This is a genomic window from Mycobacterium sp. NGS41, assembly GCF_059812725.1.
The window spans coordinates 138119-163979 of the sequence record NZ_JCALDF010000008.1 but is presented as its reverse complement, the minus strand read 5'-3'; the positions used below and the strand labels follow the sequence as shown (position 1 = coordinate 163979).

The window sequence follows — 25861 nt, the reverse complement described above, 5'->3', positions numbered from 1 at the left end:
GGGTGCGCCCGCACACCTACCCGCCGAACAGCAAATACAAACCGGTGAACGTGTAGCCGACCATGACCAGCATCATGGTGAGCTGACCGGTCAGCTGATGCCCATCCGGCAGCAGCCGCAGTGCCTTGTCGTGTGCCGCGATCACCGCCACGATGTGCCCGGTGACCACGCATCCCACCTTGATCGCGGCGAGCACCGGGGGATGCGCCGACAACACGTAGGCGACGTGCAGGTGCGCCAGCCCCAGCAGGTTCCACCCCCGGCCGAACGGGTCGGCCATGGCGAAGACGGCCTGCTGTCCGCGCTCCACCAGATAGGTCAGATAGTGCGCGAAAATATAGCCCACCACGATCGGGATCAACGAGTGGGCCATCTTGCCCGGCAAAGCGCGACGCTGCTCGCGGTCCAGCCCGCCGGTGGCCCGGGCGGCCAGCGAAAAGGTCACTGCCACAACCGCAATGAACACAATCAGCCCGACCGTGCGGAGCACGGACGACGAAACCGTCACCGGCACACCATGTGCTGCGCGCGTCAGCCGGTCGGCGAAGTTTCGCCAAGTGGGTGACGACGAGAAGCTGTCGAACGCCGTCGACCCGAGTAACACCGCCAGCAGCACGACCACACCCGGCCGCACGGGCAGCGACGGCAGGTGGTCGAGCGGGTTCCCCACGACGATTCTTCCGGTGGCCGGATTGCGCCGAAACGGGCACAGACGCGAGACCGCGACGCTGTACACACCGAACGGGTCGGCCCGGGCCAGCCAACGCTGCCCGCACAGCCAGGCTCCGATCAGCATCGCCGCGGCATAAATCAGCAGCCAGGCCCGCACCCAGGGCAGCGACGCCGAGTCCGGGCTGGCCAGCTCCATCCAGACGAACGCGAACAGCCCGACCGCGGCGGGCCGATACCCCCAAGCTTCCGGATAGGACCACCGTGACTGCCCGAGTCGCTCTGGCGCCAAGCGCCGAAGCAGCAGGTACACGGTGCGCATCGGCGAGATCACTCGCCACACCGGTCCGCAGCACAACGAAGCCGCCACCAGCCCGACCCACAGCAGCACGTAGAACGCCCCGAGCAGCGCGTTCGACTGTGTTTCCGGACCCCGCACCCCGGCCGCCACCACCCACACCGCGAAAACCAGCGCGACTCCTGCGGCCGCCCACCGCGTCGCGCGGGCATCGACGAGCGTGGTGACCGCCGTCGGCAACGGCCGCCCCGGCTTGAGCGGATCGAACCGTGGCCGCCGCCAGGCGAACGCCACCAAGGCGAACGTGAACGTCAACGCCCACGCGGCGCCGACCATCGCGTAGGCGTAGGGGACCGGAAGATCACCGGAGCCGCCAAGACCGTGCGCCAGCACCACCGCGGCGCCGGCGCCGGTCACGGGCGCACTTGAATGGTGGCGATTGTGCGCTTCAGGTGGTGCAGTTCGACCTCGACCTGGCCCGGAACGCCGACGGTGAACTGAAACGTCTGATTCGGTGCGGCCGCGACCTGGAACTTGTGGTCGGGGGTCGAGTGCACGTGCAGCTCGTCAGCGGCGTCGCTGGTGACTTTCAACGTGATCTGCTGGTTCACCTTGGCCTGCAGTTCCGCGTTGGTCGGGGTGACCTGGCCGTTCGCGATGGTGACGTTGACGTCCAGGCCTGCTGCTGGGGGTTGGCTCGGCGAACCGCCGCAGCCAACCAGGCCGCAAGCCAAGGCCGTCACCCACGTCGCGATGAGGGTGTTGCGAAATCGCATCGCGTTACGCCGCTTTCGGCACCGGCTGCTTGTCCTCGACCGGCTCCGGCTCGCCGACAGCGTTGTTGAGGCGTCCCGCGCCCCAGGTCAGCCCGGCGATGACCATCAACGTGAAGATGAGCACCACGATCGAACCGGCCGTGAACAACCATGCCGGCGCACTCTGGTCGCGTTCCCGCTGCAGGATGGTGATCTCCTGGACGAACGGCCGGGTCGTCGACTCCGCTTTCACCTCGGGCGCGGGAATGGCGGCATCTTCTGGTGCGAAGATCGGCACAGCCGTCATGGTGTAGCCGTCTTGAATCCGCATCAGCGTCTTCCACGATCCCCAAACGGGCACCGGCTGGGTGGAAACATAGTGCCCTGAGTCGACTTTCCGGAGCCGGTCGATCAGCAGACCCCGGTCGTTTTCCATTCGTCCCTGCCAGGACAGCACGGTCACCCATTCGGGGTGGTCGCTGACCATATTGGTCGGGTTGAGCTGCAGATCGACCGACACCATGCGCTGGCCGGGTGGGCTGCCGGGCAGGTCCGTCAAGGTGATCTTGGCGGTGTCTTGTCGCGGCACCACGATGTGCAACCCGTTGGCCACCGCACCGCCGATCACCAGCACCGTCGCAACCACAACCGCGATGCCGACCGGGCGGTTGGGCAGGCGCTGGCCGGTGAGCACCATGCCGAACAATGCCCCGCAGACGCCGGTCAAGACCCCTACCGGCACCGCCATCGCCAGGGCCTCGGCCCACATGCTGACCGGCCACGGGTAGTGGTACACCGCGCTGATCCAGAGCGACTCCAGCCACAGCCCGATGGTGCTCACACCCAGGCCGGCGACCGCACCGAAGGCGATCGGGCGCCGCAGCAGCGGTGTCAGCGCCAGCAACTCGACCACCACCGCGGGGCCCAGATAGAGCGGGAACCAGTTGATCGGAGCACCCAGCACAGGCCCGACCAGGAGCGCGACAACACCACGCAGTGCAATGGCAAACACGGCGGCGATGATCGCAGCGCCGCGGCCCATGGTGATCCGTGCGGCGACCGCCGCCACCGCGCCCGCCGCGGCGATCATCATCGGCTGTAGTACCAGGCGGAATTGTTCGACGCCGAAGTCGTATTCGATCTGATAGACCGACAAGCCGATGAACATTCCGCCGAATGACAGGTAGCGCAGGAACGAGATGAACGTGCCGAATGCGACCTTTTCGCCTTGTGCCGCTTCGCCTTCGCGCTCCAGCATCAATACCGCGAACAGGGAGAAGCCGGCGCCGCCGATCATCATCAAATGCGTTGGGCCCCATAGGGTGACGTCTTGGCCGAAGATCCGGTGCCAGATGTCGTCGAGCGGAAAACCGATCATCGCGTAGAGCCCGCAACCCGCCATCAGGATGCCGCCGACCGGTGCATACCAATTGCTGGTGATGCGCACGGCGGCCGGCCCGGGCTTGTCGAACGGCAACACGATCGCCAACATTCCGCCGACGAAGATCCCGAACAGGCCGATGATGATGAAATAGTGCGCCGGATTGGCCAGCGGGCCGGGGTCGCGGCCGTTACCGATGTGCCAGCTGACGTCCCAGATGAACCCGAACAGGGCGCAAATGATCGACGTGGTGTACACCAGCACCGGGAGCGCCACCCACGACGGGCGCTTGAACTTGACGCCCATCCAGTCGGCGAATCGGCCCAGCCAATCGATCCGACGGCTGCGATGCGCGTGACCCACCCACAGCATCACCGCGGCTATCACCACCGCGGCAATCGAGAGCCCGATCACCTGGTTGAGTCCCGCGCCTCGGGCCGGCGCCTCCGCAACGATTCCTATCTCCACGGTTACTGCCTCTCACGCTCGCCGGGAAAGTTGATCTTAGCCGCTGGAACTTACTTCGCAGTAAGCTCGCGACTCGCTGAGAATGCCCCGATCCAGCCTGCGTCAATCCTGATTTTTGTCCGAAGGCGTGCCGTTGCGCCGGTCCTTCAACGCGACGTACAAGACCACCCCGACAACGACCACCGCCGGCAGAAAAGCCGGTACTGCCAGCAGCAGCATGTGGTGCGCCAGATACGCCACGTGCGGGTCGGTCACCATGCTGGTATACCCCGGCGGCCTCGTGATCTGCGCCCGTTACCCTACTTTGAACACCTTTTATTCAGCGCTGTCCGATGGGGCAGGTGTGGTTGCATGCTCGCAAGGCTCGGCCACGAACAAAGAGGCAGGGGAGTACGTGACGCAAGCGGCAACTCGACCGACGGCACAGGCCGGCCACGACTCGGACATTGTGACCGCCATTTTGGCCAATGCCCGCGAGCAAGTGCTGGAGCGCGGAGAGGGATTGACCAAGGACCAGGTGCTACAGGTGCTGCAGCTGCCCGACGACCGGCTCGAGGAGCTGCTGGCGCTGGCCCACGAGGTGCGGATGCGCTGGTGTGGCCCCGAAGTCGAGGTCGAGGGCATCATCAGCCTGAAAACCGGCGGTTGTCCGGAGGATTGCCACTTCTGCTCCCAGTCGGGGCTCTTCGAGTCGCCGGTGCGCAGCGCCTGGCTGAACATCCCCAGCCTGGTCGAGGCTGCCAAGCAGACCGCCAAGTCCGGCGCCACCGAGTTCTGCATCGTGGCCGCGGTGCGGGGACCTGACGAGCGGTTGATGGCCCAGGTCGCGGCGGGCATCGAGGCCATTCGCAACGAAGTCGACATCAACATTGCGTGCTCGTTGGGAATGCTGAGCGCCGAGCAGGTGGACCGACTCGCGGACATGGGCGTGCACCGCTACAACCACAACCTCGAGACCGCCCGGTCCTTCTTCACCAACGTGGTGACCACCCACACCTGGGAAGAGCGCTGGCAGACGCTGTCGATGGTGCGCGACGCCGGAATGGAGGTGTGCTGCGGCGGCATCCTCGGCATGGGGGAGACGCTCGAGCAGCGCGCGGAATTCGCCGCAGATCTCGCGGAACTCGGTCCCGACGAGGTGCCGTTGAACTTCCTGAATCCGCGGCCCGGCACCCCGTTCGGCGACCTCGAGGTGATGCCGGTCAGTGAGGCTCTGAAGTCGGTTGCCGCCTTCCGGCTGGCGTTGCCGCGCACCATGCTGCGCTTCGCCGGTGGCCGCGAGATCACCCTCGGTGACCTCGGCGCCAAGCAGGGCATCCTGGGCGGTATCAACGCCGTGATCGTCGGGAACTACCTGACCACGCTGGGTCGCCCCGCCGAGGCCGATCTGGAACTGCTCGACGATCTGCAAATGCCGATCAAGGCGCTCAACGCCAGCTTGTAAGAGACAGGGAAGCCGTGGCTTCAGAAGCGGGTGCACTGGGCGCTCCGGTCAGTGCCGGTGTCTACAACGTCTACACCGGCGAATTGGCGGGTACGACCAGCCCGACAGCGGCTCAATTGGGCCTCGAGCCCCCCCGGTTCTGCGCCCAGTGCGGACGCCGGATGGTCGTGCAGGTCCGCCCCGACGGCTGGTGGGCGCAATGCTCGCGGCACGGACAGGTGGACTCGGCCGATGCAGAGGCGCAGCGATGACGGAGTATCCCGCTCACGTTCCTGCCGGCCCTGCCGTGCCTGTCGTGTCTGTTGGCCCGCGGCGCAGGTCGTCGGCACGCCCGGCCATCAAGGTGGCGCTGGCGCTATCGGCGACCGGGCTGCTGATCGGCGGGCTGTGGGCCTGGATCGCCCCGCCGATTCACGCGGTGGTGGCGATCACTCGCACGGGTGAGCGGGTGCACGACTATCTGGGCACCGATTCCCAGCACTTTTTCGTCGCGCCCACTTTGCTGCTCGGTCTGGCCACCGTGGTGGCGGTGGTGGCGCCGGTACTGCTGTGGCAGTGGCGCGAGCAGCGAGGGCCCGGCATGGTTCTCGCGCTATTGGTCGGTCTGGTGGCGGCGGCCGCCGTTGCGGCTGCGGTAGGGGCGGTGTTGATCCGGCTGCGCTACGGCGATTTGAATTTCGACGCTGTTCCGCTGAGCGGTGAGCACCGAATCGCTTACGTCATCCAGGCGCCACCGGTGTTCTACGCGCGCAAACCGCTGCAGGGGGCGGCCACGCTCGTGTGGCCGGCGACCGTCGCCTTGCTGGTATACGCCGTGCTGGCGGCTGCGAACGCACGCGACGACCTGGGCGCTACGCCGCGGGCCGCCAGCCCCGAGAAACCGGGGTTCGTGGAGTCGGTGCACCCGGAGGCCCCGGAGGGGGCCGTGTCATAGCGGGCGGCGGCCCACCTTCTTGCCGGTGATGACCTTGGCCGCGATCACGGCAAGTCGCGCCATGCCGGCGTAGGTCATCGGGTTGAACGCCGTGGGCCATTTGGTCCTGATCAGATGCTGCGTCAGCGGGCGGCGGGCGAAGCGGTCGGTGAGCCAGCGAAGCGCCATCGGGGCAGACAGCGGGTGCAGGAGCATGTGCTCGTTGAACGCGTCGCGGTGGTAGGTGACGTCGGCGCCGCCGGCCGAATAGGCGTCGGCCAGCGTGTCGATGTCGTGAACGTCGATCAGGTAGTCGTGTACGGCCTGCACGATCAAGACCGGCGGCGTGGGCACCGCGGCGCCCAGCCTGATCACGTCGAAGACGTGCGAAATCTCCGGTCTCGACAGCGTGTCTTCGAGCGGCTCGTCCAGGTAGTCGCCCATGTTCTTACCGGCCATATGGATGATCGCGCCCGCCGTCGTCATCTTTTCCAGCCGTTCGAGCAGCGCGCGGCCCTCGTCGTTGGTGTGCTCTTTGATCACCCGGTCCAGGTCGGGGTACGCATGCTGCAGCGCGGCGACCACCAGTCCGGGCAAGCCCGCCAGGAAGGTGCCGTTGAGGCGGCGGAAGGTATTGCCGAGGTCGCCGACCGGCGAGCCCAGCACCGCTCCGACAATGTCCAGCTCGGGCGCGTACTGGCCGCTCATTTCGGCGGCCCACGCGCTGGCCAGGCCACCGCCGGAGTACCCCCACAGCCCGATCGGCGCCTCAGGGGACAGCGCGATGCGTTCCGACTTCTGGGCGGCACGAATGCCGTCCAGGACCCGGTAGCCGGGCTCGCAGGGCACGCCCCACATCCCGTGCAGACCCTCATGGTCGGGTACGGAAACCGCCCACCCCTCGGCGACGGCCGCGGTGATCAGGAAGAGCTCCAATTGGCTGATCGAGCCAATGGCCTTCGCCTTGCGCCGCAGCGCATAGGACGGGAAGCAGCGCGACGACACCGCGTCGATCGCGCATTGATACGACAGCAGCGGACAGACCTGCCCCGGAGCACGTTCTGCCGGGACGATCACCGTGGTCACCGCCGCCTCGGGCCGGCCGTTCAGGTCCATCGTCCGGTACAGCAGTTGGATAGCGCTCACGCGCTGCGGGATCAGGCCGAGAAGCGCCAGCTCGACGTCACGCGAGCGCAGGACCGTCCCGGGCTCGGCGTGCTGATAGCCCGGCGGGGGCTGGTAGAAGGGGTCGTCGGTAGGAAGGAGCGGTCGTACCTTGCGCTGCAACTCCTCATGCGGCGGGCGGCCGATCCACTCCGCGCCAGTCGCACTTGCCAGATTGCCGAGCTCAACCATTGAGGCTCCCTTCATGGCCATCCGGCATTCTCACGAACGAATGGCCGCCAACCAAACCGTAGTGGCCGTGCGGTTTGGCCAGCCACATTTAAACGCCGGCAACTTGCCAGCGTTGTTTCTTACTGATTTCTTACCAATTTACCGGCTCCGGCACAAACCTCTACACGCATCCGCGTGTCTCGCGTCACCCCTCACGGCCCCGGAGGTCTGAGTGCGGCGAATTCGTCGGTGACCCGCAGCTGTGCGTCGGTGAACCGGTATATGGCCGCCGGACGGCCGCCGCTACGGCCGGATTGGGCGAAGGTGCCGGTCTGGGTGATGACTCCCCGGCGGACCAGTACCCGTTGCAGATTGGTCGCGTCGACTTGATAGCCCAATGCCGCGCCGTAGATGTCGCGAAGCGCAGAAAGAGCGAATTCTCTTGGCGCCAAGGCGAATCCGATATTTGTGTAGGACATCTTGGCGGCGAGTCTGGTGTGGGCGTGCGTCACCATCGGGCCGTGGTCGAACGCCATCGGCGGCAGCGAACTGACCGGATGCCAGCGGGTGTCTGACGGCAGTTCGGGGGTGGCGGGGGAGGGCACCAGGCCCAGAAACGTCGATGCGATCATCCGGGTGCCCGGCACCCGGTGTGGGTCGGAGAACACAGCGAGCTGTTCGAGGTGAGATAGCTCTCGCAGGTCGACCTTTTCGGCCAGCTGGCGACGAACCGAGGTGATCATATCCTCGTCGTTGCGCAGCCGTCCGCCCGGCAGGGACCAGGCGCCCCGTTGCGGATCCCGGGCACGCTGCCATAACAGCACGTTAAGCTCCGGTTTTTCGGTGTGAGGCTCTCCCGTAACCGGGCGAACCTGGAACACAACCGCGAGCACTTCATGCGAGGTGCTACCATTGGGCATGTTTTCGATTGTAAGTCGAAAACCTCCTGGTGCGAAAGGAGCGGACCAATGACGGTCCTGAGCCGCACGGACACGCTCGCGGGCGATCTGATGGCCGGCGTCACCGACTCCCCAACCGGATACGCCGGGGTCGACGGCGACGCGCAGTGGGCCGCCGAGATCCGCCGACTGGCACGCGCACGCAACGCCACGGTGCTGGCGCACAACTACCAGTTGCCCGCGATTCAAGACGTCGCCGACCATGTGGGTGATTCGCTGGCACTGTCGCGGATCGCCGCCGAAGCCGCCGAAGAGACCATCGTGTTCTGCGGTGTGCACTTCATGGCCGAGACCGCCAAAATCCTCAGCCCCGACAAGACCGTGCTGATTCCGGATCAGCGTGCCGGCTGCTCACTGGCCGATTCGATCAGCCCCGACGAGCTGCGTGCCTGGAAGGACGAGCACCCCGACGCGGTCGTCGTCTCCTATGTCAACACCACAGCGGCGGTCAAGGCGCTCACCGATATCTGCTGCACCTCGTCGAACGCGGTCGACGTGGTGGCCTCCATCGACCCCGACCGAGAGGTGCTGTTCTGTCCGGACCAATTCCTGGGCGCCCACGTGCGCCGGGTGACCGGCCGCAAGAACATGCATATCTGGGCCGGCGAATGCCACGTGCATGCCGGGATCAACGGCGACGAGCTCGCCGAGCAGGCCCGCGCGAATCCGGAGGCTGAGTTGTATGTGCACCCGGAATGTGGTTGTGCCACTTCGGCTTTGTACCTCGCGGGGGAAGGCGCCTTTCCGGCCGACCGGGTGAAGATCCTGTCCACCGGCGGCATGCTGGACGCCGCCCATCAGACCCATGCCCGCCAGGTCCTGGTCGCCACCGAGGTCGGGATGTTGCATCAGCTGCGTCGCGCGGCGCCGCAGGTCGACTTCCGGGCGGTCAACGACCGCGCCTCGTGCAAATACATGAAGATGATCACCCCGGCGGCGCTGTTGCGCTGTCTGGTCGAAGGCGCCGACGAGGTCCATGTCGATCCGCAGATCGCCGCGGCGGGCCGCCGCAGTGTCCAGCGCATGATCGCAATCGGGCAACCGGGCGGCGGCGAATGACGACCGGCCCCGCTTGGCGGGACAGGGCCGACGTCGTCGTCATCGGCACCGGCGTGGCCGGCTTGGCCGCCGCGCTGGCCGCTCACCGCGCCGGTAGTCGCGTTGTGGTGCTGAGCAAGGCGCTCGGGGTAACGGCGACGCGCTACGCGCAAGGCGGCATCGCCGTCGTGCTTCCCGACCACCCGGACAGCGACGATTCGATCGACGCCCACGTCACCGACACGCTGGCCGCCGGCGCGGGCATGTGCGATCCCGACGCGGTGTACTCCATCGTCGCCGACGGCTATCGCGCGGTAACCGAATTGGTCTGCGACGGAGCGCGATTCGACGAATCGGTCCCCGGCCGGTGGGCGCTCACCCGCGAAGGCGGCCACTCGCGGCGCCGTATCGTGCACGCCGGCGGCGACGCCACCGGCGCCGAGGTCCAGCGTGCGCTCGACCATGCCGCCGCTGCCCTGGATATCCGCAACAGTCATGTGGGCTTGCGGGTGCTGCACGACGGTGCAGCGGTGAACGGGGTCTTGGTGCTGAACCCCCACGGCTGCGGCATCATCAGTGCTCCGTCGGTGATCCTGGCCAGCGGTGGGCTCGGGCATCTCTACCGCGCCACTACCAATCCCGACGGTTCCACCGGCGACGGCATCGCCCTGGGGCTGTGGGCCGGGGTCGCGGTCAGCGATCTCGAGTTCATCCAGTTCCACCCGACGATGCTTTTCGCCGCTTCTCGCAGCGGCAAAACGGGTGGCCGACGGCCACTGGTCACCGAGGCCATCCGCGGTGAAGGGGCGACTCTGGTTGACCGGCAAGGCGATTCGATCATGGCCGGTGTCCATCCGATGGGTGATTTGGCGCCGCGCGACATCGTCGCGGCGGCCATCGACGCGCGGCTGCGGGCCACCGGCGATTCGTGTGCCTACCTCGACGCACGCGGCATCGACGGCTTCGATTCGCGGTTTCCCACCGTCACAGCCGCGTGCCGGTCGGCCGGCATCGACCCCGTCCGGCAACCCATCCCGGTCGTTCCGGGAGCGCACTACAGCTGCGGCGGGGTGGTTACCGATGTCTACGGCCAGACCGAGCTGCCGGGTCTGTTCGCCGCGGGCGAGGTGGCCCGAACCGGAATGCACGGCGCCAACCGGTTGGCGTCCAACAGTTTGCTCGAGGGGTTGGTGGTCGGCGGCCGTGCCGGGAAAGCCGCTGCCGAACATGCGGCGGCGGCAGGCGGTTCGTTCGCGACCCTGCCGGAGCCGGCTCACCACACCGCGCTGGAGCGCGCTGATCTGCAACGCGCGATGAGCCGGGACGCCTCGGTGCTGCGCGACGCCGTGGGCCTGCAGCGACTGTCTGGCAAGTTGTCGGCGGCTCAGCTTCGCACCCCGACCGGCCGCCGCGACTTCGAGGACGTCGCGTTGACAGTGACCGCACGGGCGGTGGCCGCCGCGGCTCTGGCACGCAACGAAAGCCGGGGTTGTCACCACCGCGCCGAATACGACTGTGCCGACCCGGACCAGGCACGCAGCATCGTGGTCCGACTGGCCGACGACGGCAACGGAGTCTGCGCGCAGGCGCTTGCGGCGGTCTGCTGATGATGCTGTCCGATTGCGAGCTGTCGGCCGCTCGAGACGCCATTCGGCGCGGTCTGGACGAAGACCTGCGCTACGGACCCGATGTCACCACCATCGCGACGGTCCCCGGCGAGGCAGTGGCCACGGCGTCGATGGTGACTCGGGAGCCTGGCGTGATCGCCGGGGTCGACGTCGCATTGCTGGTCCTGGACGAGGTGATCGGGTCCAGCGGTTACCAGGTGCTTGACCGCGTTGCCGACGGGACCCGGTTGCAGCCGGGTGAGCCGTTGATGACGGTGCAGGCGCAGACTCGCGGCCTGTTGACGGCCGAGCGGACCATGCTGAACCTGGTCTGCCACTTGTCGGGCATCGCCACCGTCACAGCGGCCTGGGTCGACGCCGTCGCGGGCACCAAGGCCAAGATCCGTGACACCCGCAAGACTCTGCCTGGCCTGCGTCACCTGCAGAAATACGCTGTGCGGGTGGGCGGGGGCGTCAACCACCGACTGGGCCTGGGCGACGCCGCCCTGATCAAGGACAACCATGTGGCGGCCGCGGGCTCGGTCGTCGAGGCGCTGCGGGCGGTGCGCGAGGCCGCCCCCGATCTGCCGTGTGAGGTCGAAGTCGACTCACTTGAGCAGCTTGACGACGTGCTGGCCGAAAAGCCCGAGCTAGTCCTGCTGGACAACTTCCCGGTGTGGCAGACGCAGATCGCCGTGCAGCGACGGGACGCTCGCGCGCCCACCGTACTGCTCGAGTCGTCCGGCGGGCTCAGCCTTGAGAGCGCGGCCACCTATGCCGCGACGGGTGTGGACTATCTGGCGGTGGGTGCGCTGACCCATTCGGTGCGCGCGCTCGATGTCGGCCTGGACATGCCTTAGCTGCTCAGCAACGTGCGCGCCGCGGACTTGGCGGCATGCAGCGCGGCCGCATCGCCGGCTATCCGGGACAGCATCAACGCCCCCTCGATCAACGAGATCACCGCTAGGGCAACACTTTCCGCCTTTTCAGTGGTCCAGCCTTCCGACCGCAATCGATCCTCGATCGCCATCGCCCAACCCGTGAAGACCCGGGCCGAGACCGCGCGCACTTGTTGACTCGCGTTCACCGACTCGGTGGCGAGCGGCTCGATGGGGCAGCCGTCGCGGTGGTCGCCGGCGAGCCCGGCCGCCATCACGTCGATCCACCGATCGACGATGTCCGCCACCGGGCGGCCGGTGGCCAGAAGCCGACGCAGTAGCTGCTCGATGCCGGCGCCGGCGGTGTCGACGACCGCGGCGGCCAACTGCTGCTTGCCCTGCGGGAAGTGGTGATACAGCGAGCCAGGCTTGACGCCGGCCGCGTCGAGGATCTGGTTGAGTCCGGTCGCCGCGTAGCCCTGCCGGCGAAACAGCGTGGCGGCGTTGTCGAGGAGAGCTGCGCGGCTGCGATCTGGTCTCGGCATAACCTTGACAATACTTGAGTGACCACTCAAGAATGCTGAGATGAGGCAGTTGACGTATGAAGATGCCGGGCGCTACGCGTGGCGCGAGGTGCCCGAGCCGACGATTACCGCGCCGCAGCAGGCGCTGGTCCGGCCGCTGGTGGTGGCCTGTTGCGATCTCGATGTCGGTGTCAGCCAAGGCTGGCTGCCGGTGCCGCCGGGACACGCCGTCGGGCACGAGGGCCTGGCCGAAGTCGTCGCGCTCGGCGACGACGTGACCAGCGTCCGGGTGGGCGACCGGGTCGTCGTGCCCTTTCAGATGAGCTGCGGAGCCTGCCCTCAATGCCGTCGGGGTGTGACTGGTTCCTGTGGCTCACTACCTCTGATGTCGACGTATGGCATGGCCCCGATCTCCGGACTGGACGGCGGCGGCTTTCTGTCGGACCTGGTGCTCGTGCCCTACGCCGACGCGATGCTGGTCCCCATCGCCGACACCGTCGATCCGGTGGCTCTGGTCGGGTGGGCGTCGCTGTCGGACAACATTCCCGACGGCTGGCGCACCATCGGGCCCTTCATCGGCGAGCTGGCCAGCCTCGATGAGATCGACCGCCGCGTGCTGGTGGTCGGCCGATTGTCGATCGGGCTGTACGCAGCCGCCTTCGCGGCCGCGTTAGGGACTCACGTCGACTACGTCGACACCGACCCGCAGCGGCTGGCGGCCGCCGAGAAGCTCGGGGCCGTGGTCCACGACATAGCCAAATTAGCCAAACCCGACAAGTCGTGGGACCGCTACCCGGTCACCGTCCACACGTCGACCGATCCGGCGCTGTTGGCGGCGACGCTGCGCGCGACCTGGCCAGACGGCGTGTGTACCGACACCGGTGTCTACTTCCGGCCCACGGTCGAGATGCCGTTGCTGTCGATGTACAGCCATGGCGTGAAGTACGTGACCGGACGCGTCAACGCCCGCGCGGTCATCCCGCGGGTGCTCGAGTTGCTCGCCGGCGGATTGGATCTGGCGCCGGCCGTCGACCGTGTCGTCGCCTGGGAAGACGCTCCGTCGGCCTGGCCGACGATGACTGGGAAGACCGTCTTCACCAGGACCTAGCGTGGGTTTGTGAATCGTGGGCTTTGGGCGTTAATCCTGGGCTTTGGCCGTGAGTCCTGGGCGGAAAAATTGCCAAACCTCCACCCCCATTACACGGCGAAAGCCGTCACTACACGCTCGACGCCCTCACTACACACCCGAATCGGGCTCAAGCGATGTCAGCCACCAACACCGCCATCCGGCGCAGCTGCAGGCGCACCAGCCACGGCAAGTCCGCGCCGTCCGAACCGGCGGGCAGAATCCGGGGATTGATGATGTGCAAGCCGCTGCGGGTGAAATGCACGTAGGCCTCGCCGGCCGCCAGCACGTTTTTCACCCAGTCGGTCTTCCCGTGGCCAAGCGCGATCGACAGCACATTGCCCTTGCGGTAGGTGGTCACGATGGTTTTGTACGGCTTGCCCGACTTGCGACCGCGATGCTCGATGGTGGCGGCGCCGGGCAGGTAACGCGCGATGGGCTTGAGTGCCGGGTTGATGTATTTGACCTGGATGTTCTCGAACCACACTGGATAGACCATCGGGACGCCCGGGGCGTTGTTGGGGTGATCCTTGGCGGACATGTCGCTCCCTTCTAAGCCATGACGCGCGGCTCTGAACGGGACTGTACCGCTGGGATTTGGGGCCGTAAGAATGGCGGGGTGGTGGATCAATGTGCGGACTGCGGTTTCGGCTACGACCTCAGTCAGTCTGCGACGGTCGCAAGGGATATCCGGACGCGGGTCGCCGAGGTGGTGGCAGTCTTGCGCGACCGCGATATCGACCTCAGGTCGCGGCGTCGGCCCGGCGTGTGGTCGCCTTTGGAGTATGGATGCCATCTGCGGGACATGTTGCTGGTGCAGCGCGAACGGGTGCTTGCGGCCCGCCGGGTGGATCGGCCGGACTGCACTCCGCTGGGACGCGACGAGCGTGTTGTGCACGACGGCTATGCCGAACAGGACCCCGAAGATGTGTCCCGCCAGCTCACGGACGCGGCACAGCTGTTCGCCAACGTCCTGGCTCGCCTGTCCCGCGATGACTGGGATCGCCTGGTCGTCTACCACTACCCGCAAAGTTGCGAGCGGTCGTTGCGGTGGGTGGCCGTACATACGATGCACGAGGTGCAGCATCACCTCCTTGATATTCGCAACCAGCTCTGACCAGGTCTCCACGACCTGATCGGATATCCATTTGAGCTCCTCTGGGACAATGGGCAACGTGAGGTCCAAGTGAGTAGGACGCCCCTGATGGCCCGCATCGACCTGCGGGGCGCGCAGTTGACGACTGCCCGGCTGCGGGCCGCCCTGCCGCGCGGCGGTGCGGACGTGGAGAGCGTCCTGCCCAAGGTAAGGCCGATCGTGCAGGCCGTGGCCGAGCACGGGGCCGAGGCGGCGCTTGAATTCGGGGAGTCGTTCGACGACGTGCGGCCCCCGACCGTTCGTGTTCCCGACGCGGCGCTGGACGCCGCGGTGGCCGGACTGGACCGCGACGTCCGCGACGCACTGCGGGTGATGATCGAGCGAACCCGCGCCGTGCATGCCGACCAGCGCCGGACCGACGTCACGACCACGCTCGGCCCCGGCGCGACGGTCACCGAGCGGTGGGTTCCCGTCGAGCGGGTGGGTCTGTATGTGCCTGGCGGTAACGCGGTGTACCCGTCCAGCGTGGTGATGAACGTGGTGCCGGCCCAGGTCGCCGGCGTCGATTCGCTGGTGGTGGCCAGTCCGCCGCAGGCGGCGTTTGACGGCCTGCCCCACCCGACCATCTTGGCCGCGGCCCGGCTGTTGGGAGTCGACGAGGTGTGGGCCGTGGGCGGTGCGCAGGCGGTGGCGTTGCTGGCCTACGGCGGCACCGATCTCGACGGTTCCGAGCTGACGCCGGTCGACATGGTCACTGGTCCCGGCAATATCTATGTCACCGCCGCCAAGCGGCTGTGCCGATCGCGGGTCGGCATCGACGCCGAAGCCGGACCGACCGAGATCGCGATCCTGGCCGACCACACCGCCGATCCCGCCCACGTGGCGGCCGACCTGATCAGCCAGGCCGAGCACGACGAGATGGCAGCCAGCGTCCTGGTGACCCCAAGCCTCGAGCTGGCCGGCGCCACCGATGCCGAACTGACCACCCAGCTGCAGACCACCGTGCACCGCGAGCGGGTCACCGCGGCGTTGAGTGGACGGCAATCGGCGATCATTCTGGTCGACGACCTGGACGCCGGCGTCGAAGTCGTGAACGCCTATGCCGCTGAGCATCTGGAGATTCAGACCGTCGACGCGCCGCAGGTCGCCGGGCGTATCCGTGCGGCCGGCGCTATTTTCGTCGGGCCCTGGGCGCCGGTAAGCCTGGGCGATTACTGTGCCGGGTCCAACCACGTGTTGCCGACCGTCGGCAGCGCCCGGCACGCCAGTGGGCTGTCGGTACAGACGTTCCTGCGAGGCATTCACGTCGTCGACTACACCGAGGCGGCGCTTAAAGACGTCTCCGGACATGTGGTCACGCTGGCCAAGGCCGAAGACCTACCGTCGCACGGCGAGGCGGTACGGCGGAGGTTCGAACGATGAGCGGGCCACGACCCACGCTGGACGACCTGCCGCTGCGCGACGACCTGCGCGGCAAGTCGCCCTACGGCGCACCGCAATTGGCGGTACCCGTGCGGTTGAACACCAACGAGAACCCGCACCCGCCCACGAGGGCGCTGGTCGACGACCTGGTGCGGTCGGTGCAAGAGGCGGCGACAGACCTGCACCGCTACCCCGACCGCGACGCGGTCGCCCTGCGCACCGACCTGGCCGCTTACCTCACCGCTCAGACCGGCACCCAGTTGAGTGTCGAAAACCTTTGGGCGGCCAACGGTTCCAATGAGATTCTGCAGCAGCTACTGCAGGCGTTCGGCGGGCCGGGGCGCACCGCGATAGGTTTCGTTCCCTCCTACTCGATGCACCCGATCATCTCCGATGGCACCCACACCGAATGGATCGAGACCGCCCGTGCCGACGACTTCGGCCTCGACGTCGACGCCGCCGTCGCCGCCGTCGCGGAACGCAAGCCCGATGTGGTGTTCATCGCCAGCCCGAACAACCCGTCCGGGCAAAGCGTTTCACTACCAGATCTACGCAGGCTGCTGGACGTGGTTCCTGGAATTCTGATTGTCGACGAGGCCTACGGTGAGTTCTCGTCGCAACCCAGCGCGGTGGCGCTGGTGGAGGAATATCCGACCAGGCTCGTCGTCACCCGCACCATGAGCAAGGCGTTCGCTTTCGCCGGCGGGCGGCTCGGGTACTTGATCGCCACACCGGCGGTGATCGACGCGATGCTGTTGGTGCGCTTGCCGTATCACCTGTCGTCTGTCACCCAAGCCGCTGCGCGGGCGGCGCTGCGCCACGCCGACGACACTCTGGGCAGCGTCGCCACGTTGATCGCCGAACGCGAGCGGGTGATAACAGCGTTGTCCGGCATAGGTTTTCGGGTGATCCCAAGCGACGCCAACTTCGTGCTTTTCGGAGAATTCGCCGACGTGGCGACCGCTTGGCAGCACTATCTGGATGTGGGCGTGCTGATCCGCGACGTCGGGATCCCCGGCTACCTGCGCGCCACCACGGGGCTTGCCCACGAAAACGACGCGTTTCTGCGAGCGAGCGCCCAGATCGCACCTACCGAACTCACCCCCATCCCCGTAGGAGCGATCGCAAGCGCGGCGAAGCCGGGCGAAGCGGGTCGCGACCATGTCTCAGGAGCGATTGCAAGCGCGGCGAAGCCGGGCGAAGCGGGTCGCGACCATGTCTCAGGAGCGATTGCAAGCGCGGCGAAGCCGGGCGAAGCGGGTCGCGACCATGTCTCAGGAGCGATCGCAAGCGCGGCGAAGCCGGGCGAAGCGGGTCGCGACCATGTGTTAGGAGCACCGTGACCGCCACCGAAATTGGGACAGCCGCCCGGCGTGCGCGTATCGAACGTCGCACCAAGGAAACCGACATCGTCATCGAACTGGACCTCGACGGCACGGGGCAGGTCAATGTCGACACCGGCGTGCCGTTCTACGACCACATGCTCACCTCGCTGGGCACCCACGCCAGCTTCGACCTGACGGTGCGCACCAAAGGCGATGTCGAGATCGAGGCGCATCACACCATCGAGGACACCGCGATCGCATTGGGTCAGGCTCTCCGCGAGGCCCTGGGCGACAAGAAGGGCATCCGCCGCTTCGGGGACGCGTTCATCCCGATGGACGAGACGCTGGCCCACGCCGCCGTCGACGTGTCCGGCCGGCCCTACTGCGTTCACACCGGAGAGCCGGATCACCTGCAGCACACCACCATTGCCGGTAGCTCGGTGCCCTACCACACTGTCATTAACCGGCATGTCTTCGAGTCGCTAGCGGCCAACGCCCGCATCGCGCTGCACGTTCGCGTGCTGTACGGTCGCGACCCGCACCACATCACCGAGGCGCAGTACAAAGCCGTCGCCCGCGCGTTGCGCCAAGCGGTCGAGCCCGATCCCCGCGTCGCGGGCGTGCCGTCGACCAAAGGTGTTCTGTGAGCACGAAATCCGTGGTGGTGTTGGATTACGGCTCGGGCAACCTGCGGTCGGCGCAGCGGGCGCTGCAGCGGGCGGGTGCCTCGGTCGAAGTGACGGCCGACGCGACAGCCGCTGCGGCCGCCGACGGGTTAGTGGTACCGGGGGTGGGCGCTTTCGAAGCGTGTATGACCGGTCTCCGCAAAATCGCGGGGGAGCGGATCATCGCCGATCGGGTGGCGGCCGGGCGTCCGGTGCTGGGGGTCTGTGTCGGCATGCAGATCTTGTTCGCCCGCGGGGTCGAGTTCGGGGTCGAGACGAAAGGCTGCGGCCAATGGCCCGGTGCCGTCACGCGGCTGGACGCGCCGGTGATCCCGCACATGGGCTGGAACGTCGTGAACGCGGCGCCGGGCAGTGCGCTGTTCAAGGGATTGGACGCCGACTATCGGTTCTACTTCGTGCATTCCTACGCCGCGCAATGCTGGAAAGGCTCGTCCGAGGCGCTGCTGACCTGGGCTACCCACCAGGTACCGTTCTTGGCCGCGGTGGAAGACGGGCCGCTAGCCGCCACACAGTTCCACCCGGAGAAGAGCGGGGACGCGGGTGCGGCCGTGCTCAGCAACTGGGTCGAGGGACTTTAGAAGGATGCCGGTCATGCCACTGATCTTGTTGCCCGCCGTCGACGTGGTGGAGGGCCGCGCCGTGCGCCTGGTCCAGGGTAAGGCCGGCAGCGAAACCGAGTATGGCTCAGCGTTGGACGCCGCATTGGGCTGGCAGCGCGACGGTGCCGAGTGGATTCACCTGGTCGATCTGGACGCCGCATTCGGCCGCGGCTCCAACCGCGAACTGCTGGCCGAGGTGGTCGGCAAGCTCGACGTGCACGTCGAGCTCTCCGGCGGCATCCGCGACGACGATTCGCTTGCCGCGGCCCTGGCCACCGGCTGTGCACGGGTCAACCTGGGAACGGCGGCACTGGAAAACCCGCAGTGGTGCGCGCAGGTGATTACCGAGCACGGTGACAAGGTCGCCGTCGGGTTGGACGTTCAGCTCGACAAGGGCAATCCGGCGGGCGAGCACCGCCTGCGTGGTCGCGGCTGGGAAACCGACGGTGGTGACCTGTGGGAGGTGCTGGAACGCCTTGACGGTGAAGGCTGTTCGCGATTCGTCGTCACCGACGTCACCAAGGACGGCACGCTTGGTGGTCCCAATCTGGAGCTACTGGCCGGTGTCGCCGATCGCACCGACGCTCCGGTGATCGCATCCGGCGGCGTGTCCAGCCTCGACGACCTGCGTGCTATTGCGACCCTCACCGACCGGGGCGTGGAGGGCGCCATCGTCGGGAAGGCCTTGTACGCCGGACGTTTCACCTTGCCGCAGGCGCTGGCTGCGGTGCGAGGCTAAGCCCCGCAATGGATGTGAACGGGCGGGTGGCCCCCCTGGTTGAGCAGGCGTCGGCGATCCTGGATGCGGCGGTGCCGCGGTTCTTGGACGGCCACCGTGCTGATTCGGCGGTCCGTAAGAAGGGCAACGACTTCGCCACCGAAGTCGACCTGGCTATCGAGCGGCAGGTGGTCGACGCGCTGGTCGAGGCCACCGGAATCGGCGTGCACGGTGAGGAGTTCGGTGGCTCGGCCGTCGACTCACCATGGGTCTGGGTGCTCGACCCGGTCGACGGCACGTTCAACTACGCCGCGGGATCACCGATGGCCGCGATCTTGTTGGGTCTGCTGCACAATGGCGAGCCGGTGGCCGGCCTGACCTGGCTGCCGTTCACCGACGAGCGCTACACCGCCGTCGCGGGTGGTCCGCTGACGAAAAACGGTGTCCCGCAAACGGCGCTGGATCACACCGAACTGTCTGAGGCGCTGGTCGGGGTCGGCAGCTTCAGCGCCGACTCACGGGGCCGCTTCCCGGGGCGCTACCGGGTAGCGCTGCTGGAGAATCTCAGCCGGGTGTCGTCGCGGTTGCGTATGCACGGCTCGACCGGCATCGACCTGGCCTACGTTGCCGATGGAATCCTCGGTGCAGCAATCAGTTTCGGCGGCCACGTCTGGGACCACGCAGCGGGCGTGGCGCTGGTGCAAGCCGCCGGCGGTATCGTCACCGAATTGGCCGGCGAACCGTGGACCCCGGAATCGCGATCCACACTGGCCGCCGCGCCTGGCACGCACCGCGAGATACTCGAAATCGTACGCAGCACAGGCGAACCGGAGGACTACTGAGGTGTATTCCGGTAGCGGCCTTGCCGTACGGGTGATCCCATGCCTGGACGTCGACGACGGGCGGGTGGTCAAGGGCGTCAACTTCGAAAACCTCCGGGACGCCGGTGATCCGGTGGAACTCGCCGCTGTCTATGACGCCGAGGGCGCCGACGAGCTGACATTTCTCGACGTGACCGCCTCGTCGTCGGGCCGGGCCACCATGTTGGAAGTGGTTCGCCACACCGCGGAGCAGGTGTTCATCCCGCTGACCGTCGGCGGTGGGGTTCGCGCGGTTTCTGACGTCGACGTGTTGTTGCGCGCGGGGGCCGACAAAGTCTCGGTCAACACCGCCGCCATCGCCCGCCCGGAACTGTTGGCGGAAATGGCCAACCAGTTCGGTTCCCAGTGCATCGTGTTATCCGTCGACGCGCGAACGGTGCCGCCCGGCTCGGAACCGACACCGTCGGGCTGGGAGGTCACCACACACGGCGGTCGGCGTGGCACCGGCATCGATGCCGTCGAGTGGGCGGCTCGCGGCGCCGAGCTCGGAGTGGGCGAGATCCTGCTGAACTCAATGGATGCCGACGGCACCAAAGCCGGGTTCGACCTGCCGATGCTACGAGCGGTGCGCGCCGCGGTGACCGTCCCGGTGATCGCCAGCGGAGGAGCCGGCGCGGTGGAGCACTTCGCACCCGCGGTTGCCGCCGGCGCCGACGCGGTCTTGGCGGCCAGCGTCTTTCACTTCGGCGAGCTGTCGATCGGACAGGTGAAGGCGGCCATGGCCGCGGAAGGGATCTCCGTGCGATGACGCTGGACCCGGACATCGCCGCGCGACTGAAGCGCAACGCCGACGGCCTGTTCACCGCTGTGGTGCAGGAGCGTGGCAGCGGCGACGTGCTGATGGTCGCCTGGATGGACGACGCGGCATTGGCCCGCACCCTGGAAACCCGTGAGGCTACCTACTATTCGCGGTCCCGCGGCGAGCAGTGGATCAAGGGCGCGACTTCCGGGCACACCCAGCACGTCCACTCGGTCCGCCTGGACTGCGACGGCGACACGGTGCTGTTGACGGTCGACCAGGTGGGCGGCGCGTGCCACACCGGCGACCACAGTTGCTTCGACTCGACCGTGCTGCTCGAACAAGAGGACTAGCCGGGCAATCGATCCAGCCCGTTGGCCGCTTCGATCGCGGCGAGAGCCCAGTCGCTGCGCTCAACGGCTGGCCGGATGTGGTCGCGGCGGATGATCTCGACTTCGATGACTTTTCCTCTGCTCACCGCTTCCGGCACTCGGAACGAGAAGGCGCGCGCGTCGGTGGCGACGCCCAGGATAGCGTCGGTGTCGCCGAAATTGTTGGCGCGCATAGTGTTCTCGGCCCATTTCGCGGGTATGAGGCCACCGAAGTCGCTGACGTACACCACCCACAGGCGGGTGCCGCGCTCGTCGTACAGCTTCTTGACGGCTCTCTCCACTGCGTCGCGCTCACATCGTGCGGCAGGATCTTCAGGGCGTCACGGCGGGGCAGCCGCGGATGCTGGGCCAGATACACCTGCCCCATTCCGCCGGCCCCCAGCCGTCGGATGATGGTGTATCCGGCGAACACCTCACCTTCGCTGAGGCCATCGCGTTGCGGCATGTGAGCATGCTACTGACGGCTGGACTGCGGCAACCGGATACCTGGAGAGAGCAGCCCGCGCCCTTGTGCTGCCGCAAGCCGGTCGGATGCCTTGAACAAGAATGGCGGTCAATGTTGAAACGTGTGTCCTGGACCGTGGTGGTACCGCTGCTCGCCATCGTCGTACTGGCGGTGACGTGGGGCGAGCACCTCGGGCCAGCCGCCGCGATGGTGGCGGCCGTGTTGCTTGGTGGCGCAGTTCTGGCGGCGGTCCACCACGCCGAGGTGGTCGCACACCGCGTCGGCGAACCGTTCGGCTCGCTGGTGCTCGCCGTCGCGGTGACGACCATCGAGGTGGCTCTGATCGTGACGTTCATGGCGCAAGGCGGAAACGAGGCGGCGACCCTGGCCAGGGACACCGCCTTCGCCGCCCTGATGATCACCATGAACGGGATCGCCGGTTTGTCGCTGCTACTCGGTTCCCACCACTACGGGGTGACGTTGTTCAACGCCCATGGCAGCGGCGCCGCGCTGGCCACGGTAACCACATTGGCCACGCTGAGCCTGGTGCTGCCCTCGTTCACCACCAGTCAGCGTGGTCCCGAGTTCTCGCCGGGGCAGCTTGCGTTTGCGGCGATCGCCTCGCTCGTGGTCTATCTGCTGTTCGTCTTCACGCAAACGGTGCGGCACCGGGACTTTTTTCTGCCGATCGCGCAGAAGGGTCAACAGAGCCTGTTCGAGGATGAAAGCCATGCGGAGCCGCCGAGTGTCAGCAGCGCGTTGACGAGCCTGGCGTTGCTGCTGGTCGCGCTGGTTGCGGTGGTGGGTCTGGCCGAGCAGGAATCGCCGGCAATTTCTCACGCGGTGTCCGTGGCCGGCTTCCCGCAGTCGTTCGTCGGCGTGGTGATCGCCGCGTTGGTGCTGTTGCCGGAGACACTCGCGGCGGGGCGCGCGGCGCGGCAGGGCCGCATCCAGACCAGCCTCAACCTGGCCTACGGGTCGGCGATGGCCAGCATTGGGCTCACCATCCCGGTCATCGCACTTGCCTCCATCTGGATCAAGGGACCGTTGTTGCTGGGCCTCGGTGGTATGCATTTGGTGCTGTTACTGGCGACCGTCGTGATCAGCGTGCTGACCGTCGTGCCCGGCCGGGCCACCCGACTGCAGGGCGAATTGCATTTGGTACTGCTGGCGGCCTATGTGTTCATGGCCGCCAACCCCTAAGGCCGAGCAGACGCAAAAGCCCCCAATCTCGCTACGAAATGGGGGGCTTTCGCGTCTGCTCGCCAAGCGGGTTACCGCCCGCGAAGCGTCTGCAGCGCTTTGTCGGCGTGGGTGTCCATGCTGATCTCGCTCGAGATCACGTCGAGCACGCGACGGTCCGTGTCGATGACGAAGGTGGTGCGCTTGACCGGGATCAACTTGCCGAGCAGACCACGCTTGACGCCGAACTGCGCGGCGACCGTGCCGTCGGTGTCCGACAGCAGCGGATAGTCGAAGTTCTGCGTCTCGGCGAACTTGGCCTGCTTTTGAACGGGATCGACGCTGATGCCGACCCTGCTGGCGCCAACTGCGGCGAATTCTGCCGCCAAGTCCCGGAAGTGGCAGGCTTCCTTGGTGCAGCCCGGCGTCATCGCCGCGGGATAAAAGAACAAGGCGATGGGCCCATCGGCAAGCAGGGCACTGAGCTTGCGTGGCGTTCCGCTCTGATCGGGAAGTTCGAAGTCGGCCACGATGTCACCAGTTTTCATGGCCGTCACGCTACGCCTCGCAACCCACCGTGCTGCCCGCGAACGTAACGCCACTGCTAAAACCCGCCGGAGAAATCGCCCTGGCGTTACGCTGGCGAGCTGCATCAGCGGATCTGGGAGGATGGTGCGGTGCACCCTCACCTCGCCGCCGAGACCTCACGCGAGGACTTTCGCCACCTGGCGGGCGAACACCGTGTGGTTCCGGTGACCCGTAAGGTCTTGGCCGACAGCGAGACCCCGCTGTCGGCGTACCGCAAACTCGCCGCCAATCGTCCCGGCACCTTTCTGCTGGAATCCGCCGAAAACGGCCGGTCCTGGTCGCGGTGGTCGTTCATCGGTGCGGGATCGCCGTCAGCGCTGACGGTGCGCGACGGCGAAGCGGTCTGGCTGGGCACGGTGCCGCAGGACGCGCCCACCGGGGGCGATCCGCTACAAGCACTGCGGGCGACGCTGGAATTGCTGGCGACCGGGCCAGTGCCAGGGCTCCCGCCGTTGTCGGGCGGCATGGTCGGTTTCTTCGCCTACGACCTGGTGCGACGTCTGGAACGCCTGCCTGAAATGGCCGTCGATGACCTCCAGTTGCCGGACATGCTGCTCTTGCTGGCCACCGATGTGGCCGCGGTGGACCATCACGAGGGCACCATCACGCTGATCGCCAACGCCGTGAACTGGAATGGCACCGACGAGCGGGTCGACTGGGCCTACGACGACGCGGTTGCCCGGCTGGACGTCATGACTGCGGCGCTGGGTCAGCCGCTGCCGTCGACCGTGGCCACCTTCAGCAGGCCCGAGCCGCGGCATCGAGCGCAACGCTCCGTCGAGGAATACGGCAAGATCGTCGAGTACCTGGTGGAGCAGATCGCCGCAGGTGAAGCCTTTCAGGTTGTGCCGTCGCAGCGCTTCGAGGTGGACACCGACGTCGATCCGATCGACGTGTACCGCATCCTGCGGGTCACCAATCCCAGCCCTTACATGTATCTGCTGCACGTGCCGAATAGTGATGGCGCAACGGACTTTTCGATCGTCGGATCCAGTCCGGAGGCGCTGGTCACGGTCAGCGAAGGCCGGGCGACAACGCATCCGATCGCCGGAACTCGCTGGCGCGGGCTGAACGACGAAGAGGATCAGCTGCTGGAAAAGGAACTGCTGACCGACGAGAAAGAGCTGGCCGAGCACCTGATGCTGGTTGACCTGGGTCGTAACGACCTGGGCCGGGTGTGTACTCCGGGCACCGTTCGCGTCGAGGATTACAGCCACATCGAACGCTACAGCCACGTCATGCACCTGGTGTCCACCGTGACCGGGATGCTGGGCGAAGGCCGCACCGCCCTGGACGCGGTGACCGCTTGCTTCCCGGCAGGCACTCTGTCGGGCGCGCCGAAGGTCCGGGCCATGGAGCTGATTGAAGAGGTGGAGAAGACGCGTCGCGGCCTCTACGGCGGCGTGGTCGGCTACCTAGACTTCGCAGGCAACGCCGACTTTGCGATCGCCATCCGCACCGCGCTGATGCGCGACGGCACCGCGTACGTTCAGGCCGGTGGTGGGGTAGTGGCCGACTCCAACGGGCCGTACGAATACAACGAGGCGACCAACAAGGCGCGCGCCGTGCTCAGTGCCGTCGCCGCCGCCGAGACCCTCGCGGCTCCGGAGGCGGGCAACTCCGCGGGAGAACCCTAGTGGCTCCGGACACCAAAAGCGTCCGGCCCGATCGGCCCCGTCGGCTTACCAGCCGGTTGACGATTGGGATCGCCCAGGTCCTGCTGGTGGTTGCCGCCGGTCTGCTGTGGACGGCGTCCCGGCTGCGCTGGGTCGTTATCCGGTCCTTCGACGGGCTGGGCCAGCCCAAATCGGTGGCGCTGTCCGGCGCATCGTGGTCGACGGCTCTGCTGCCGCTGGCTGTGTTGATGCTCGCCGCGGCCGTCGCAGCGATCGCAGTGCGTGGCTGGCCGATGCGGCTGTTGGCTGGGCTGCTCGCGATGGCAAGTTTTGCCGTCGGCTATCTCGGCATCAGTCTGTGGGTGATCCCGGACGTGTCGCTGCGTGGAGCCGATCTCGCACATATCCCGGTGGTGTCGTTGGTGGGAAGCGAGCGGCACTACTGGGGAGCAGGAGTCGCGGTCGCCTCAGCCGTATGCACGTTGATCGCCGCCGTTTTGTTGATGCGGTCGGTTTCGATGGTCGGGGCTGACTCGGGGAGCACCACGAAATATGCGGCGCCTGCGGCCCGCCGATCGATGGCGCGCGGCGACGGTGCCAGTCAGGACAACGCGGCTGCACCGAACGGGGGCATGTCGGAACGGATGATCTGGGACGCCCTTGACGAGGGCCGCGACCCGACCGATCCGCCGCCCGAGTCGGACACCGAGGGTCGGTGACGGACCGCGCGCCGACGGCCGCTACCCTTCATGAACGTCGCGAAATTCGGCTATCGGC

General features: G+C 67.0%; 28 protein-coding genes and 2 pseudogenes. 19 read left to right on the top strand and 11 right to left on the bottom strand.

The window, feature by feature from the left end; all coding sequences use genetic code 11:
- Positions 1-16: 16 nt before the first annotated feature.
- The 4 genes from AC5Y21_RS10580 to AC5Y21_RS10565 form a co-directional block, all read right to left on the bottom strand.
- Positions 17-1384: a hypothetical protein gene (locus tag AC5Y21_RS10580; protein WP_499912025.1), complete on the bottom strand. Its 1368-nt coding sequence runs from the start codon at positions 1382-1384 to the stop codon at positions 17-19.
- Complete coding sequence (locus tag AC5Y21_RS10575) at positions 1381-1743, bottom strand: hypothetical protein (RefSeq protein WP_499912023.1); 363 nt, start codon at positions 1741-1743, stop codon at positions 1381-1383. Before AC5Y21_RS10575 ends, AC5Y21_RS10580 begins: the two co-directional genes overlap by 4 nt.
- A 4-nt stretch (positions 1744-1747) precedes the next feature.
- Entirely contained in the window at positions 1748-3475 is a 1728-nt protein-coding gene (locus tag AC5Y21_RS10570; protein WP_499912075.1) for a hypothetical protein, read from the bottom strand.
- A 198-nt stretch (positions 3476-3673) separates the two neighbouring features.
- Positions 3674-3829, bottom strand: a complete 156-nt coding sequence (locus AC5Y21_RS10565) for a hypothetical protein (protein WP_499912021.1) — start codon at positions 3827-3829, stop codon at positions 3674-3676.
- Between the two features lie 136 nt (positions 3830-3965).
- Between AC5Y21_RS10565 and bioB the strand changes: the two genes are divergently transcribed.
- The 3 genes from bioB to AC5Y21_RS10550 are packed head-to-tail and all read left to right on the top strand — an operon-like array spanning position 3966 to position 5949.
- Positions 3966-5015, top strand: a complete 1050-nt coding sequence (gene bioB / locus AC5Y21_RS10560; RefSeq protein ID WP_499912019.1) for a biotin synthase BioB — start codon at positions 3966-3968, stop codon at positions 5013-5015.
- 14 nt (positions 5016-5029) lie between these two features.
- Entirely contained in the window at positions 5030-5266 is a 237-nt protein-coding gene (gene bsaP, locus AC5Y21_RS10555) for a biotin synthase auxiliary protein BsaP (protein ID WP_499912017.1), read from the top strand.
- Entirely contained in the window at positions 5263-5949 is a 687-nt protein-coding gene (locus tag AC5Y21_RS10550; protein WP_499912015.1) for a DUF2567 domain-containing protein, read from the top strand. Before bsaP ends, AC5Y21_RS10550 begins: the two co-directional genes overlap by 4 nt.
- Here the strand turns inward: AC5Y21_RS10550 and AC5Y21_RS10545 are convergent.
- Complete coding sequence (locus AC5Y21_RS10545) at positions 5944-7284, bottom strand: lipase family protein (RefSeq protein ID WP_499912013.1); 1341 nt, start codon at positions 7282-7284, stop codon at positions 5944-5946. The genes AC5Y21_RS10550 and AC5Y21_RS10545 overlap by 6 nt on opposite strands.
- A gap of 191 nt (positions 7285-7475) precedes the next feature.
- Positions 7476-8183 (bottom strand): NUDIX hydrolase, encoded by a 708-nt coding sequence (locus AC5Y21_RS10540; RefSeq protein ID WP_499912011.1) that lies wholly within the window; start codon positions 8181-8183, stop codon positions 7476-7478.
- Between the two features lie 48 nt (positions 8184-8231).
- Here AC5Y21_RS10540 and nadA point away from each other — a divergent pair, with 48 nt between their 5' ends.
- The 3 genes from nadA to nadC are packed head-to-tail and all read left to right on the top strand — an operon-like array spanning position 8232 to position 11727.
- Complete coding sequence (gene nadA / locus AC5Y21_RS10535) at positions 8232-9281, top strand: quinolinate synthase NadA (RefSeq protein WP_499912009.1); 1050 nt, start codon at positions 8232-8234, stop codon at positions 9279-9281.
- Positions 9278-10867, top strand: coding sequence for an L-aspartate oxidase (locus AC5Y21_RS10530; RefSeq protein WP_499912007.1), 1590 nt, complete (start codon positions 9278-9280; stop codon positions 10865-10867). The genes nadA and AC5Y21_RS10530 overlap by 4 nt, the downstream gene beginning before the upstream one ends.
- Positions 10867-11727, top strand: coding sequence for a carboxylating nicotinate-nucleotide diphosphorylase (nadC, locus tag AC5Y21_RS10525; RefSeq protein WP_499912005.1), 861 nt, complete (start codon positions 10867-10869; stop codon positions 11725-11727). The genes AC5Y21_RS10530 and nadC overlap by 1 nt, the downstream gene beginning before the upstream one ends.
- Here nadC and AC5Y21_RS10520 read toward each other — a convergent pair.
- Positions 11724-12290, bottom strand: coding sequence for a TetR/AcrR family transcriptional regulator (locus tag AC5Y21_RS10520; protein WP_499912003.1), 567 nt, complete (start codon positions 12288-12290; stop codon positions 11724-11726). The two genes, nadC and AC5Y21_RS10520, sit on opposite strands and share 4 nt — an antisense overlap.
- A gap of 40 nt (positions 12291-12330) precedes the next feature.
- Here AC5Y21_RS10520 and AC5Y21_RS10515 point away from each other — a divergent pair, with 40 nt between their 5' ends.
- Positions 12331-13377, top strand: a complete 1047-nt coding sequence (locus tag AC5Y21_RS10515; RefSeq protein WP_499912001.1) for an alcohol dehydrogenase catalytic domain-containing protein — start codon at positions 12331-12333, stop codon at positions 13375-13377.
- A gap of 148 nt (positions 13378-13525) precedes the next feature.
- Here AC5Y21_RS10515 and AC5Y21_RS10510 read toward each other — a convergent pair whose 3' ends face one another.
- The gene (locus AC5Y21_RS10510) at positions 13526-13936 is read right to left on the bottom strand and encodes a nitroreductase family deazaflavin-dependent oxidoreductase (protein ID WP_499911999.1); all 411 of its coding nucleotides are present in this window, start codon (positions 13934-13936) and stop codon (positions 13526-13528) included.
- Positions 13937-14014: 78 nt separating this feature from the next.
- Here AC5Y21_RS10510 and AC5Y21_RS10505 point away from each other — a divergent pair, with 78 nt between their 5' ends.
- From AC5Y21_RS10505 to hisI, 9 genes and pseudogenes are all read left to right on the top strand, one after another.
- Positions 14015-14512, top strand: a complete 498-nt coding sequence (locus tag AC5Y21_RS10505; protein WP_499911997.1) for a DinB family protein — start codon at positions 14015-14017, stop codon at positions 14510-14512.
- Positions 14513-14596: 84 nt separating this feature from the next.
- A complete protein-coding gene (hisD, locus tag AC5Y21_RS10500) occupies positions 14597-15913 on the top strand; it encodes a histidinol dehydrogenase (protein WP_499912074.1) in 1317 nt (438 codons plus the stop codon).
- Positions 15910-17034, top strand: a pseudogene (locus tag AC5Y21_RS10495) (histidinol-phosphate transaminase); the annotation flags it as partial. The gene hisD and the pseudogene AC5Y21_RS10495, both read left to right, overlap by 4 nt.
- Before the next feature lie 218 nt (positions 17035-17252).
- Positions 17253-17885 carry an imidazoleglycerol-phosphate dehydratase HisB gene (gene hisB, locus AC5Y21_RS10490; RefSeq protein ID WP_499911995.1) on the top strand — a complete coding sequence of 211 codons (633 nt, stop codon included), beginning with the start codon at positions 17253-17255 and terminating at the stop codon, positions 17883-17885.
- Complete coding sequence (gene hisH / locus AC5Y21_RS10485; RefSeq protein ID WP_499911993.1) at positions 17882-18502, top strand: imidazole glycerol phosphate synthase subunit HisH; 621 nt, start codon at positions 17882-17884, stop codon at positions 18500-18502. Before hisB ends, hisH begins: the two co-directional genes overlap by 4 nt.
- 4 nt (positions 18503-18506) lie before the next feature.
- Positions 18507-19262: a bifunctional 1-(5-phosphoribosyl)-5-((5-phosphoribosylamino)methylideneamino)imidazole-4-carboxamide isomerase/phosphoribosylanthranilate isomerase PriA gene (gene priA, locus AC5Y21_RS10480; protein WP_499911991.1), complete on the top strand. Its 756-nt coding sequence runs from the start codon at positions 18507-18509 to the stop codon at positions 19260-19262.
- 8 nt (positions 19263-19270) lie between these two features.
- The gene (locus AC5Y21_RS10475; RefSeq protein WP_499911990.1) at positions 19271-20083 is read left to right on the top strand and encodes an inositol monophosphatase family protein; all 813 of its coding nucleotides are present in this window, start codon (positions 19271-19273) and stop codon (positions 20081-20083) included.
- 1 nt (position 20084) lies between these two features.
- Positions 20085-20870: an imidazole glycerol phosphate synthase subunit HisF gene (gene hisF / locus AC5Y21_RS10470; RefSeq protein WP_499911988.1), complete on the top strand. Its 786-nt coding sequence runs from the start codon at positions 20085-20087 to the stop codon at positions 20868-20870.
- Positions 20867-21214 (top strand): phosphoribosyl-AMP cyclohydrolase, encoded by a 348-nt coding sequence (gene hisI, locus AC5Y21_RS10465; protein WP_499911986.1) that lies wholly within the window; start codon positions 20867-20869, stop codon positions 21212-21214. Before hisF ends, hisI begins: the two co-directional genes overlap by 4 nt.
- Here the strand turns inward: hisI and AC5Y21_RS10460 are convergent.
- Positions 21211-21534: a TPM domain-containing protein gene (locus AC5Y21_RS10460; RefSeq protein WP_499911984.1), complete on the bottom strand. Its 324-nt coding sequence runs from the start codon at positions 21532-21534 to the stop codon at positions 21211-21213. The genes hisI and AC5Y21_RS10460 overlap by 4 nt on opposite strands.
- 5 nt (positions 21535-21539) lie before the next feature.
- Positions 21540-21698 (bottom strand): annotated as a pseudogene (locus AC5Y21_RS10455) (hypothetical protein); the annotation flags it as partial.
- A gap of 111 nt (positions 21699-21809) precedes the next feature.
- Here AC5Y21_RS10455 and AC5Y21_RS10450 point away from each other — a divergent pair.
- Positions 21810-22901, top strand: a complete 1092-nt coding sequence (locus tag AC5Y21_RS10450) for a calcium:cation antiporter (RefSeq protein ID WP_499911982.1) — start codon at positions 21810-21812, stop codon at positions 22899-22901.
- Between the two features lie 71 nt (positions 22902-22972).
- On the opposite strand, the gene AC5Y21_RS10445 is transcribed toward AC5Y21_RS10450, so the two are convergent.
- Positions 22973-23428, bottom strand: a complete 456-nt coding sequence (locus AC5Y21_RS10445; RefSeq protein WP_499911980.1) for a peroxiredoxin — start codon at positions 23426-23428, stop codon at positions 22973-22975.
- Positions 23429-23557: 129 nt separating this feature from the next.
- On the opposite strand from AC5Y21_RS10445, the gene AC5Y21_RS10440 reads away from it, so the two are divergent.
- Both AC5Y21_RS10440 and AC5Y21_RS10435 read left to right on the top strand, forming a co-directional pair.
- Positions 23558-25105 carry an anthranilate synthase component I gene (locus AC5Y21_RS10440; protein WP_499911979.1) on the top strand — a complete coding sequence of 516 codons (1548 nt, stop codon included), beginning with the start codon at positions 23558-23560 and terminating at the stop codon, positions 25103-25105.
- Positions 25105-25803 (top strand): TIGR02234 family membrane protein, encoded by a 699-nt coding sequence (locus AC5Y21_RS10435; protein ID WP_499911977.1) that lies wholly within the window; start codon positions 25105-25107, stop codon positions 25801-25803. The genes AC5Y21_RS10440 and AC5Y21_RS10435 overlap by 1 nt, the downstream gene beginning before the upstream one ends.
- Positions 25804-25861 lie beyond the last annotated feature (58 nt).